The 13144-nt window shown below is 63.1% G+C and carries 8 protein-coding genes and 1 tRNA gene; 2 read left to right on the top strand and 7 right to left on the bottom strand.

The features are described 5' to 3' along the window. The 5 genes from HXS65_RS15445 to HXS65_RS15425 form a co-directional block, all read right to left on the bottom strand. Positions 1-3674 (bottom strand): retention module-containing protein (locus HXS65_RS15445; protein ID WP_176494319.1); only part of this gene is annotated, 3674 nt, incomplete at its 3' end. A gap of 217 nt (positions 3675-3891) precedes the next feature. Beyond that, complete coding sequence (locus HXS65_RS15440) at positions 3892-5970, bottom strand: DUF3488 and transglutaminase-like domain-containing protein (RefSeq protein ID WP_176494318.1); 2079 nt, start codon at positions 5968-5970, stop codon at positions 3892-3894. Beyond that, positions 5967-6965, bottom strand: coding sequence for a DUF58 domain-containing protein (locus HXS65_RS15435; protein ID WP_176494317.1), 999 nt, complete (start codon positions 6963-6965; stop codon positions 5967-5969). The genes HXS65_RS15440 and HXS65_RS15435 overlap by 4 nt, the downstream gene beginning before the upstream one ends. After that, complete coding sequence (locus HXS65_RS15430) at positions 6962-7891, bottom strand: MoxR family ATPase (RefSeq protein WP_077380031.1); 930 nt, start codon at positions 7889-7891, stop codon at positions 6962-6964. Before HXS65_RS15430 ends, HXS65_RS15435 begins: the two co-directional genes overlap by 4 nt. A gap of 100 nt (positions 7892-7991) precedes the next feature. Then, positions 7992-8504, bottom strand: coding sequence for an NUDIX hydrolase (locus HXS65_RS15425; RefSeq protein WP_240704369.1), 513 nt, complete (start codon positions 8502-8504; stop codon positions 7992-7994). 153 nt (positions 8505-8657) lie between these two features. On the opposite strand from HXS65_RS15425, the gene HXS65_RS15420 reads away from it, so the two are divergent. Beyond that, complete coding sequence (locus HXS65_RS15420; protein WP_176494316.1) at positions 8658-10352, top strand: acyl-CoA dehydrogenase family protein; 1695 nt, start codon at positions 8658-8660, stop codon at positions 10350-10352. A gap of 22 nt (positions 10353-10374) precedes the next feature. Beyond that, the gene (locus HXS65_RS15415; RefSeq protein ID WP_176494315.1) at positions 10375-10884 is read left to right on the top strand and encodes a copper chaperone PCu(A)C; all 510 of its coding nucleotides are present in this window, start codon (positions 10375-10377) and stop codon (positions 10882-10884) included. 124 nt (positions 10885-11008) lie between these two features. Here the strand turns inward: HXS65_RS15415 and HXS65_RS15410 are convergent, their stop codons facing one another. Together HXS65_RS15410 and HXS65_RS15405 are read right to left on the bottom strand one after the other, a co-directional pair. After that, positions 11009-11620, bottom strand: a complete 612-nt coding sequence (locus HXS65_RS15410; protein WP_176494327.1) for a LysE family translocator — start codon at positions 11618-11620, stop codon at positions 11009-11011. Between the two features lie 1189 nt (positions 11621-12809). Beyond that, positions 12810-12895, bottom strand: a tRNA-Leu gene (locus HXS65_RS15405). Positions 12896-13144: the final 249 nt, after the last annotated feature.

The following is a 13144-nucleotide window of genomic DNA, read 5'->3' as shown; positions in this document are numbered from 1 at the left end:
TCGGCGGCGACCTCGAAGCTGCCGTAGACACTGCTGTCATCGGTGGCGGCGACGAAGGCCAGATCCGGGTTGTCGGCATCCGTGGCCGTCAGCGTACCGCTGGCTTCCAGGGTGGTGTCTTCGGTGACTTCACCGCTGTCATCGGAGATCACGGCGCCGTCGTCCACGCCGGTGATGACGATGTCGACCGTGGTGGTCGAGTCATCGCTCAGCGTGACGGTGTAGGTCTCAGTGACGGTCTCGCCGGCAGCCAGTGCCTGGGTCTCGGTGGCGTCATTGTCGAGGGTGTAGGTCCAGCTGCCGTCGGCGGCGACCTCGAAGCTGCCGTAGACACTGCTGTCATCGGTGGCGGCGACGAAGGCCAGATCCGGGTTGTCGGCGTCCGTCGCGGTCAGCGTGCCAGTGGCTTCCAGGGTGCCGTCTTCTTCCACGGCGCCAGAATCGGCCGTGATGACCGGCAGGTCGTCGGTNTAGGTCTCGGTGACGGTCTCGCCCGCGGCCAGTGCCTGGGTTTCGGCGGCGTCATTGTCGAGGGTGTAGGTCCAGCTGCCGTCGGCGGCGACCTCGAAGCTGCCGTAGACACTGCTGTCATCGGTGGCGGCGACGAAGGCTAGATCCGGGTTGTCGGCGTCCGTGGCCGTCAGCGTACCGCTGGCTTCCAGGGTGCCGTCTTCTTCCACGGCGCCAGAATCGGCCGTGATGACCGGCAGGTCGTCGGTGCCGGTGATGACGATGTCGACCGTGGTGGTCGAGTCATCGCTCAGCGTGACGGTGTAGGTCTCGGTGACGGTCTCGCCNTCGGCGGCGTCATTGTCGAGGGTGTAGGTCCAGCTGCCGTCGGCGGCGACCTCGAAGCTGCCGTAGACACTGCTGTCATCGGTGGCGGCGACGAAGGCCAGATCCGGGTTGTCGGCATCCGTGGCCGTCAGCGTGCCGCTGGCTTCCAGGGTGCCGTCTTCTTCCACGGCGCCAGAATCGGCCGTGATGACCGGCAGGTCGTCGGTGCCGGTGATGACGATGTCGACCGTGGTGGTCGTCCCATCGCTCAGCTCGACCACAAATGACTGGCTGACAGTATCGCCTGCATCCAGCCCCTGGACGGCAGCGGCTTCGTTATCGAGCGTGTAGGTCCACTCACCTGACTCATTGACGCTGAAAGTGCCGTAATCATCGCTTTGGGAGCCAGCGACCACATCGGTGCTTTCAACATCGACAAGCGTGCCAGAAGCTTCGGTAACGCCATCCTCTGTTACCGCGCCAGAATCACTGCCAACCAGTGTGCCCACGTCATTGCTGGTCGCGGTGTTGCCGGCCGGGTCGGTGACGGTGGCTTCGACACTGTATTCGCCTTCACTCAGCGGTGTCTCTGCATCGACGCTGTAGGTGCCATTCTCGACGGTCGCGGTGACGGTCTGCTCGTTGCCCTCACTGTCGGTGATGAGCAGCGTGACGGTGCTGCCGTCTTCGGCATCGGTGGTGCCGACGATGGTCGGTGTGGTGTCGGAGGTCAGCGCCGGCGTATCGACGGTCAGTGCCGGGGCGGACAGATCGATCTCACCCACGTCATTGCTGGTCGCGGTGTTGCCGGCCGGGTCGGTGACGGTGGCTTCGACGCTGTACTCGCCTTCGCTCAGCGGCGTCTCGGTGTCGACGCTGTAGGTGCCATTCTCGACGGTCGCGGTGACGGTCTGCTCATTGCCGTCACTGTCAGTGATGACCAGGGTCACGGTGCTGCCGTCTTCGGCGTCGGTGGTACCGACGATGGTCGGCGTGGTGTCGGAGGTCAGCGCCGGCGCATCGACGGTCAGCGCCGGCGCGCTTGCGTCGATCTCACCCACGTCATTGCTGGTCGCGGTGTTGCCGGCCGGGTCGGTGACGGTGGCTTCGACGCTGTACTCGCCTTCGCTCAGCGGCGTCTCGGCATCGACGCTGTAGGTGCCATTCTCGACGGTCGCGGTGACGGTCTGCTCGTTGCCGTCACTGTCGGTGATGACCAGGGTCACGGTGCTGCCGTCTTCGGCATCGGTGGTGCCGACGATGGTCGGCGTGGTGTCGGAGGTCAGCGCCGGCGCATCGACGGTCAGGCTCGGCGCGCTTGCGTCGATCTCGCCCACGTCATTGCTGGTCGCGGTGTTGCCGGCCGGGTCGGTGACGGTGGCTTCGACGCTGTACTCGCCTTCGCTCAGCGGGGTCTCGGCGTCAACCGTATAGGTGCCGTTCTCGACGGTCGCGGTAACGGTCTGCTCGTTGCCTTCACTGTCGGTGATGAGCAGCGTGACGGTGCTGCCATCTTCGGCATCGGTGGTACCGACGATGGTCGGCGTGGTGTCGGAGGTCAGCGCCGGCGCATCAACGGTCAGAGCCGGAGCGGACAGATCGATCTCGCCCACGTCATTGCTGGTCGCGGTGTTGCCGGCCGGGTCGGTGACGGTGGCTTCGACGCTGTACTCGCCTTCGCTCAGCGGGGTCTCGGCATCGACGCTGTAGGTGCCGTTCTCGACGGTGGCGGTGACGGTCTGCTCGTTGCCGTCGCTGTCGGTGATGATCAGGGTGACCGTGCTGCCGTCTTCGGCATCGGTGGTACCGACGATGGTCGGCGTGGTGTCGGAGGTCAGCGCCGGCGCATCGACGGTCAGTGCCGGAGCGGACAGATCGATCTCGCCCACGTCATTGCTGGTCGCGGTGTTGCCGGCCGGGTCGGTGACAGTGGCTTCGACGCTGTACTCGCCTTCGCTCAGCGGCGTCTCGGCGTCGACGCTGTAGGTGCCGTTCTCGACGGTCGCGGTGATGGTCTGCTCGTTGCCGTCACTGTCGGTGATGAGCAGCGTGACGGTGCTGCCGTCTTCGGCATCGGTGGTGCCGACGATGGTCGGTGTGGTGTCGGAGGTCAGCGCCGGGGCATCGACGGTCAGGCTCGGCGCGCTTGCGTCGATCTCGCCCACGTCATTGCTGGTCGCGGTGTTGCCGGCCGGGTCGGTGACGGTGGCTTCGACGCTGTACTCGCCTTCGCTCAGCGGCGTCTCGGCGTCGACGCTGTAGGTGCCGTTCTCGACGGTCGCGGTGACGGTCTGCTCGTTGCCGTCACTGTCAGTGATGACCAGCGTGACGGTGCTGCCGTCTTCGGCATCGGTGGTACCGACGATGGTCGGCGTGGTGTCGGAGGTCAGCGCCGGCGCATCGACGGTCAAGGCCAGGTCGGTTTCCGTCGACTCAGGATCCAACCCGAGGCCATCTTCGTCTTCATCGGTATAGGTGGGATCGGTGAACCCACCTTCATATTCGTAGGAAGTGCGCTCGACACGGCCATCCCGACCGACGCCAGAGGCATCCAGGAAGCCACTGCGACTGCTGCCCGGAGACCCTGCATTTTCCCCCGCTGCCGGTGCCTCCTGAATGGCCGTCGGGTCTTCGCCTCGGGCAATCGCTTCGCGCAATGCTTCTACCGTCGGGTCGACAGGTGCGTCATCGCGAGACTCTGCGAGCAGTACCTCGATACCGATCGGGGCCCCTTGCGGCACCACCAACCGAGAACCGTCTTCCAGCACGATGATCGCTCCCTGCGGCGCGATCAGGGTGGCAGTAGGTTCAAGCGTCATTCCATTGACGACACGCTGCGACTCGTTAGTGGCGGAAACAACAAGTACTGTGCCTTCTGTGCGAATGACCTGAACCATGGGGACTTACTCCTGCTGGGGAAAGGTGCTGCATCATGCTGCGAAGGGCGCAATGGCATGATCGACAAAATCAGATTGTTACATTTTGATACACAAAAACACTTACCGCAACCTAGCAATTTTCCGTAGTGGTTCCACGCAACGAGACTGAGATATCTAATCTCGAAAAATGCCCAGAAAACAAGGAATCACACACCACCACGATGGAAAACGTGAACTATGACAACTTACGGCATAACGCTGACCACTGGCGACGCATGCTACGAGAAGACGAGCCGCCGGCATGAGAAGCGCCCTCTTGCGCGTCATCATTGTAAATCCATTGTTCAACGACTTCCGACAGCTGTAACAATTCTTTAACATTTTCCGGCTGCAGCCGTGCGACACGCCGCAGGTGACTGCCGGGCGCCTCACCCGGGCCAGGGCCAAGCCCGGAGCGCTCCAGACGCTTCGCCAGCCGACGGTAGGCTCTGACACCGGCATGTGTCGTTACCTCACGACCAGACCAGAGCACCAGCACCGCCCCTACCAGTACCACACAGGCCAGCAATCCGAGTACCCCCCAGACCAGCCACTCCCAGCGAAACTCGCCGAACATCCGCTGCCACAGACTACGCTGCTGTTCCAGGCGGAACCCCACGACACTTCGCTGCCAGCGGTACTCGAAACGCTCCCACTGACGCCTCAGATCACGAAGCATGGAATTATTCAGCGTGAAGGCGCGCAGACCGGCATCTGCCATGAAACCCGGCTGACCTTGCAGACTGAGCGCCCCCTGGGCAATACGCTCGGGAGCCACCGCCGCCGTCGGGTCGAACCGGTGCCAGCGCCCCCCATGGAACACCTCGACCCAGGCATGGGCGTCGTACTGCCGAATGCTCAACTCACGCTCACCGTTCGCGGCGCCACCCTGCGCCTCTCCACCGAGATAGCCCGCCACCATGCGCGCCGGGATTCCTGCTGCCCGCGCCAGAAAGACGGTAGTCGATGCGTAATGCGTGCAATACCCCTGCAGGCTATCAAACAGGAAATCGTCCACACGATTCATGCCCTCAAGACGCGGGGGCGTGAGGGTGTAGTGGTAAGGCTGACGATGGAAATGCTGGAACAGGAGGCGAAGGAAGCCCTGGGGGTCTCCACCCGCCTGATGCATCAGATCACGAGCGAATGCGCGAGCACGGAGGTTGCCATCCTCAGGCAACAGCAGATCCAGACGCTGCATCCATTGTGGTGCCGCCAAGGGAGGCTGACCGGAGGAACTCAATTTCAGCAATGCACGGGTGTTGAGTGACGACATCCCTTCCAGAGTGCCGTCCACCAGATAACGCGCCTCCTGATCACTCGACAACGGAGCGCCGAGGCTTGGCCGCCAAGGGCGCGGGTCCGGCTCCAGCAACAGCTCATAACGGTGCCGGGGGCTGCCGCCATCCACGCCCCTGCCACGCACGGCATAGCGCGACGCTGGCCCACCCAACGCACTCTGCAGCCTATCAGGGGAGGCACGTGACCAGCGCACGCCATCAAACAGACTCAAGGTATAGACACGCCAGTAGCGCTCTGAAGCTGCCGGCAAGGCACCGTCGAAACGGGCTCGGAAAGCCAGCTCGTCACTGCGCCCCAGCGCTGCGATATCACCGGGCGATACGCTATCCGTCAGACCGGTCGTGGCCTCTTCCAGCTGAGGAACGTTCCAGAGTGGCGGCAGACGGGGAAATAGCACGAACAATCCCAGCATCAGCGGCAATGACAAGCCCATCAACCAGCAAGTCTCACGCAGTGCCTCACCACTGCGGCGCGCTCCGGCGATCAGGACCAGACCACCGATCAGCCAGCCAGCGGCCAGAATCGCCGCAGCTGCCATCACCGGCCCCTGATCATGCAGGAATGCGGAGGCCAGCACGACAAACCCCAGCCCACAGACCACGCGACCATCACGCAGGCTGTCAGTTTCCAGCAGCTTGAGCAGATAGATTCCCACCAGCAGGCCGATCATCGCCTCCAGGCGCAACATCTGCCCGTATTCCAGAAACAGCCCTGCTGCCACCAGACATACCGCCGCCAGCCGCAGCAGAATGCCGGCACGCGGCACGCGGGCGCGCAATTGCTGAAACCGCCATAGCGCCGCCAGCAGCGCAGGGAGTGCAAGCCAGATCGGCATCCACAACAGATGCAGCGCCAGCACGAGACACTGGCCAATGAACAGGTGGCGCAGTTCAAGCCAGCCAAGCGCCTGATCAGGCGTCAGAGGTTTGCGTTGCCACCAGCGGCGAGAGACATTGCCATGTGCTCGCGTCATGTCTTTGCCCTCCCGGCCAGCTCTCGAGACGCCACGGCCTGCTGCTGAACCTCCCAGGGCAGCACCGTCTCTCCTCCAAACAAGGCCAGCGCTTCCAGTACGCGTCGCCGATGCGCCCCACCACTGGCGATGGCCAGCGTCTGGCCCGGCAGGCGCAGCCCATAGGTCGCCTGTGACTTCTCCGCCGCCAGCACGCGTGCCGTCAATTCGCCGAGACGCTGTTCCATGTCGCCATGGCACGCCTCGTAGTCCAGCCACAAGGAGGGGCGTGCCGGCGTCTCGAAACGCTTGGTGACCAGCTCACCGCTGCGCCCCCAATGCTTCCAGGCCACATGCGCCGGTGGATCACCGGCCACATAGCGACGCAGGCCGGCGAAGTCGCCCTGCTCGACCTGTTCCAGCGTATTGCGACTGCCCTGCGGTGCGGCCGGCATCTGCGGACAGGGGTGGATCATCACCGGCATCTCGATCGCGACCCAGGACCACAGACGCACCAGCCCCAGCGGCCAGCGAGACTCCAGCGTCAATGGCGGCAAGGTGAACTGCCCACGAAGAGCGACCGGCAGACCCATGGGCGCACTGCCCTCTCCGGCATGAATCTCGAGACGCTGACGACTATCCCCGAGACGCACATCGATGGCGCGCGCCCGCGCCCGCCCGCTCAGCCGGACCAGCAGGCGCAACTCACCGCCTGCGTAGGCCTCGCCATCCGCGATCAACTGGACGCGCACACCGGCAAGATTGCGCCAGCTTCGAAAGATGCTGATCACCGCCAGCGAGAACAACCAGAATGCGAGCGCATGCGCGAGGGAATTCTCGTAGTTGATCCCCAGCAGCAGCAGCATGCACACCAGCACCGCCCAGAACAGGCCGAAGGGCGTGGGCAGGATCATCAGACGGGCATGATGGAGCGCCTCACCGCCGGCGATGGACATCCTGCGCAACATGCGCGCCTTGAGTCGGCCCCATGGTCCGACACTGGCCGCTCGTGTCATGCAGGCACCACCGCCACCTGCCCCAGCAGATGGCGAGCCACGGCATCTCCCTCCGCGACACTGCCCTCGCTCAGTCGATGGCCGACCACCGGCGCCCAGACGGCCTGGACATCCTCTGGCAGCACGTAGTCACGCCCCGCGAGCAACGCCCAGCCGCGCGAGGCGTTGGCCAATGCCAGCACGCCTCGCGTCGACAGGCCGTAAGGCACTTCCGGCGACGACCGTGTGGCAGCGACCAGTGCCTGCAGGTAATCCAGCAGCGGTTCAGAGAGACGCACGCGCGTCACGGATGCCTGCCACTCGCGCAGTACCTCGAGCGGCAACAGGGGACGCAGCGCCTCGATGTGCTGGCGACCGGCATTGCCTCTCAGTATCTCTCGCTCAGCCGCAGGCTCTGGATATCCCAACGAAAGACGCATCAGAAAGCGATCCAGCTGGGACTCAGGCAACGGGAAGGTACCGGATTGCTGAAGCGGGTTCTGAGTGGCGATGACGAAGAAAGGCTCCGGCAGACGACGCGTCTCGCCCTCCACGGTCACCTGTCGCTCTTCCATGGCCTCCAGCAGCGCACTCTGGGTCTTGGGCGTGGCACGATTGATCTCATCCGCCAGCACCAGCGAGTGAAAGACGGGGCCCGGATGGAAATGGAAGGCGCTCTCACGAGGGTCGAAGACCGACACGCCGAGAATGTCGGCGGGCAGCAGATCACTGGTGAACTGGACGCGCTGCATGTCGGTGCCGATCAGACGCGCCAGCCCCTGGGCCAGCGTCGTCTTGCCAAGCCCGGGCAGATCCTCGATCAGCACGTGGCCCTGACACAGCAGGCAGCACAGAGCGAGCCGGATCTGATGCGGCTTGCCCGCCAGCACGCTCGACAGTGCAACCTCCACCTCTTCCAGCTGTTGGGGCGATACCTTGGCATTCATGCGCAGACTCCAGCACAGAGAGTGGTAGGGAGAGTGGGACAGAGAAAGCACATGCAGGCGCGCGCAGGGACATGGCGCGCCGCCGACAGGCCATCATTGCCTACTCTTCCATGGCAGAGGCGAGAAAGCCCTCACGAATGAGGCGTTCAAGCGCCATACGGCTGTCCGGCGTTGAAGGATGCAATTCCAGCGCCTGTTGCGGTGTCACCCAGAAGGCGTCAGCCACCTCCTCGGCCTGAAGCGTCAAGGGACCGTCATAACGTGCGAGGTAGGCGCTGCCATAGACATGATTGGTGGCATCGCGATAGCAGAAATCGAAGCAATGTCTGAGCGCGACGCCCCGGGCACCGATCTCCTCCTCCAGCTCGCGTCGTGCGGCCACGTGGACCGCTTCGCCCGCGCCGACCACCCCTCCGCTGGCGAGGTCGAAATACCCTGGAAAGACTTCCTTGCTCATGGTGCGTTTCTGAATGCACAGCTCTCCACTGGCATTGAGCACGAAGGCATAGGTCGCTCGATGCCAGTAGCGATAACGTCGCATCTGGCGACGAGGAGCCGTACCGCATGGGCGATTGCGTGCATCAACCAATTGAATGATTTCGTCCTGGATCACCGTACCCTGTCCTTTCCCTGTGCTGATCGTCGCGATGCCACGCACCGACTGATGCCCCCACGGTAGCAGAATGCGACGCAGCTGCCTTCCACTCCGCCAGCAGGCCGCAGGTGTTCTACGCTCAAGGCATACCTCTCATGACAGGACCCCACGATGCCCGACTCGCTGCCTGCGTCCTCGACTGAGCACTCTCGTGAAGAGGAGCGGCCTGCTCCATGGCGCGATGAGGTGCTCAATCAATCGGCACCACCGCTGCGCCATGCCTTCGTCGATGACCTCCCCTTGCGTGAGGCGCTGCGCTGTCACGCGCCTGGGCTCTCGGCGGACCTGCTCACTCGCCTGGCCGACCTCGGGGCGCAGGTGGGCACGCTCGAGACCCGCGCGATGGGGTTTGCCGTCAATGCGCATCCGCCGGTCCTCCACACCCATGACCCACAAGGGCGGCGGCGGGATGACGTCGAGTATCACCCCGACTATCACCGGCTGATGCGCATCGCCCTGGAAGGTGGCTGGCACAGTGTCGCCTGGGAGGCGGAAGGCTGCGGAGGACATCAGGCCCATGTCGCCGCCCTTTACCTGCTCACCCAGGCCGAACCCGGTTTCTGCTGCCCGATCACCATGACCCATGCCGCCTGGCCCGCGCTGCGTCAGGATGAATCTCTGGCCGCCTTCTGGGGCCCTCGCCTGCGGGCCCGCAGCCACGACCCGAGAACCTGTGCCCCTCGCGACAAGCACTGCGCGACCTTCGGCATGGCCATGACGGAACGTCAGGGCGGCAGCGACGTCCGTAGCAACCTGACACAGGCACACGCTGAGGGTGAAGGCTATCGCCTCAACGGTCACAAGTGGTTCATGAGTGCCCCGATGTCAGATGCCTTTCTGACTCTGGCGCAGCTCGAGGAAGGGCTGACCTGCTTCGTGGTACCGAGGCGACGGGAGGATGGCAGCCACAATGGCCTGCAACTGCAACGCCTCAAGGACAAGTGCGGCAATCGCGCCAACGCCTCAAGCGAAGTCCGGCTGGTGGATGCGCGCGGGCAGCGCCTTGGTGAGCCGGGACGTGGCATCACCACCATTCTCGAGATGGTCCACCAGACCCGACTGGATGCTGCCACCGCGCCGGTGGCACTGATGCGCCAGGCACTGGTCGAGGCACTGCACCACTGCCAGCAACGTCATGCCTTCGGCAAGCCGCTGGCCAGTCAACCTTTGATGCAGCAGGTGCTGGCAGACATCGCACTGGAAGTCGAAGCCGGCATCGCACTGTGTCTGCGCATTGCGCGACAGTTCGATGACGCCACTCGGGAACCGGATGCGCGCCCCCTGGCCCGCCTTGCGCCGGCGATCGCCAAGTACTGGCACAATCGTCGTGCACCGGCACTGCTGGCAGAGGCCATGGAATGCCTGGGCGGCAATGGCTACATAGAGGAACACCTGACAGCGCGCCTGTATCGCGAAGCCCCTGTCAACGCCATCTGGGAAGGTTCTGGAAACGTGCTGTGTCTGGATGTCCTGCGCACTCTGGCCCGTCACCCCGACGCAGGCGAGGCGCTGCTCAGCGAGCTCAGGGACGCCCGGGGGCAGAGTCCTCGCTATGACGCCGCACTGGCCATCTTCGAACGCGGCAACCTCCTTCATCACGCCGAGGAAGCCCGAGCCCGGCAACTGGTCCAGTCACTGGCCGTGCTATGGCAGGCTGCCCTGCTGATTCGCCATGCCCCTGCCGACGTGGCCGAGGCCTTCTGCGCCACTCGACTGGCAGGCACCGACATCCCCGGCGCCACTGGCGTACATGGGCTGCCGCCGGGCATGTCACCGCGCCATCTGTTGGCACGGGTACTGCCATGAGAGGCCAAGGAGACGACACCACGTGACACGACTCTCACGCGCGAGCCTGATGCTGGCAATCGCCATGAGCGGCATCCTGTGGATGCGCACCGATGCAAGCGCCGCGACGCCCCCCGTGGCGACAGACCCCATACTAGAAAATCCCGTGCTGGAAAATCCCGTACTGGAAGATGCCTTCGCACTACCAACGCCTCCGGGCGCGACGACCGCTGCACTCTATATCACGCTCTCGCTCCCCCGAGGCAAGGTCACGCTGACAGGCGCCAGCTCTCCCATGGCGCAGAGCATCGAGCTGCACGAGATGCAGATGCGCGAAGGCCGGATGCACATGCGCCAGCTGGGGCACCTGACCCTCTCCCCCAAGTCCCCACTGAAGATGCGGCCGGGAGGTGGGCCTCATCTGATGCTGACTGGGCTGACTCAGCCCATCTCGTCAGGCGATGAAATCCCCGTGACCCTGCACTTTCAGGCACGTCCGGACCAGCAGATCAGGGTTCCCGTGAAGGATTACTCCGACATCTTCACTCCGTGATCTTCCGGCTCCACCAGCCACCCCCTGCAACGCAACGCGGCCCTGACATCACCTGTCAGGGCCGCCGTCTTCTACCACGCAATCTCATTCCTCAACGGTGCATGTCACTCCCGACATGCGCCGGTCAGACACCCCATACGACCCGCAGCGCCAACGCCAGCAACACGATACCGGTCAGGCGATTGATCCATACCGCCCGCGCCTGAAGCCAGGGCAGCACCCGCGAGTGCGACAGTACCATCGCCACCAGCACATACCAGGCACCGTCGATGCCCATCGCCGTCACGACCACCAGCCACTTGCCCATCTCGCTCATCTCCGGCGTGATCAGCTGACTGAGCAGCGCCACGAAGAACAGGATCAGCTTGGGATTGGCCAGCGCCACCATGAAGCCATCGCGAATCGCCATGGAACGGGATGTGGTGACGGCCTGCGCCTCCAGCGCCCCGCCACGGCCCGCCCGCAATGCCTTGACGCCCAACCAGGCCAGATAGGCCGCCCCCAGAATCATGATCGCCTGGAACATGCCCGGATAATGAACGATCAAGGCACCAAGTCCCCAGGCGGTGAGCGCGGCATACAACCCGACCCCCAATGCATGGCTGATACCGGCGGCGACTCCCGCACTTCTGCCACCTCCCAGCGTGTGGCGAAGCACCATCGCCAGACTCGGACCGGGCGACATCGCCCCCATGGCGCACAGCGCAACCAGTGACAACCACAGATTCAGTGGCATCCAATGCATGACAGTCTTTCCATGTTCCATGGCAGTTCGTGAAAGCGATGCTTGAACAGCGGTTCGCCGCCAGGCGCCCCTCGAGCATCACGCGAGTTCCATTCAAGTTCAGTACAGGTTCTGAATCCCCTGCCCGCGATGGCTGACGGGATGAGAGCGCTTTCCGTGTTCAGCCTTCCCCTCTGCAGCTCCAGCGGATACGCCCGATTGTACCAAGCGTCAGACTGGCCCGGCAGCGACATCACCATGTCATGTAGGCGACATTGGTCTTGCACATGACGTGAACCATCAAGCGCGCCGGACAGCGTCGCCAGCGAATCAGAACGATCGAACGCCACATTACATGAGAACATCTTGATATGAGACTATCTTGAAGTACACGATCTTACATACCTGAAAACTTGTGCAACAAATTAACTCTTGTACAAGTTTTCAATAATCAGTAATTTCTTAATCGCTGCTCAGGGAGAGCGGCGAGTTCAGCGTAGTGATGGGCTAAGTGCACAGGCAAGTGCAGCCAGGGAAAGGCCCTGTCAGAGGATGACTCGCGAGTGTGGGGGCTATGCCACGCGGCTAGAAAGATCCGTAAGCCTGAGCTGGTGGGCTTACGAATCTTGATGACTGGCAAGCTCGCGAACTCAAGGAAATGAGACCACTACGCTGAACCTCACCGAATTCAGTCGAATGCTGAGAGGGAGAGGAGAAATGAAAGGGAAAGCTCGAGCGGCTCTGTGTTGTCCGGTATGTTCCGGCCTCAAGATGGACTATCAATACCATGCACCATCCGCCGACCATCTCGTGAACTGCCAGGATTGCCGCGAGTTCATCGGCATGTGGTCTACCCTGCGCCAGGAACTCGCGATACAGAGCACGCGCATTGCACTCCTTGACCCTTCCCTCGCAAGCAACAGCATCTACCGACGCGTCAAGAGCGTTCCACATCAGGCGTGAATCGCCGGCAGATGCGCCAGAGACAAGAAAGCCCCGACATCCGGTCGGGGCTTTTTTTATGCCTCAGACACCCTGACCATCATCTGGCAAGAGCGCGAAGAAAGGACAGAGAGGAGAGAGGAAAGAGGAAATAGAAAGAAGAGTGCTCTGGGATCACAAGGCAATGAAGTTGAGAGCAATGAATCTGAGGCGAAGGCCAGAAACGCAAACAGCCGCTCGTGAGCGACTGTTTTCAAGATGGTGCCGGTGGTCGGACTCGAACCGACACGCCTATTAAGCGGCGGATTTTGAATCCGCTGCGTCTACCAATTCCGCCACACCGGCAATGGAGCGAAATTATACGGAAGCCTACGCCGAGGTCAACGAGTTTTCACGCCAGATCAGACACATGCAACGCATCCCAGCGACGGATTCACGCACTGAGCGGGACAGGTCGTTCGAAAACGGGACTTCGCGGGAGCCATGCCATTCGGTATCATGAGCCACCTTTTTCGCCTGCCCAGGCTCGCCAGTCCATCCTGCGTATCGCCCCTGACCACTGCCTCTCGAGAGCGGGCAGACAGACAGACGCGC

The organism is Cobetia sp. 5-25-4-2, assembly GCF_013374075.1.
Classification (GTDB): Bacteria; Pseudomonadota; Gammaproteobacteria; order Pseudomonadales; family Halomonadaceae; genus Cobetia; species Cobetia marina.
The sequence above is the reverse complement of the archived record's forward strand: the minus strand, read 5'-3'. Positions and strand labels throughout refer to the sequence as shown.

Bases quoted from the DNA above. Each gene is read 5' to 3' on its own strand.
- HXS65_RS15440 (WP_176494318.1), bottom strand. From the start codon at position 5,970: ATGACGCGAGCACATGGCAATGTCTCTCGCCGCTGGTGGCAACGCAAA.
- HXS65_RS15435 (WP_176494317.1), bottom strand. From the start codon at position 6,965: ATGACACGAGCGGCCAGTGTCGGACCATGGGGCCGACTCAAGGCGCGC.
- HXS65_RS15430 (WP_077380031.1), bottom strand. From the start codon at position 7,891: ATGAATGCCAAGGTATCGCCCCAACAGCTGGAAGAGGTGGAGGTTGCA.
- HXS65_RS15420 (WP_176494316.1), top strand. From the start codon at position 8,658: ATGCCCGACTCGCTGCCTGCGTCCTCGACTGAGCACTCTCGTGAAGAG.
- HXS65_RS15410 (WP_176494327.1), bottom strand. From the start codon at position 11,620: ATGCCACTGAATCTGTGGTTGTCACTGGTTGCGCTGTGCGCCATGGGG.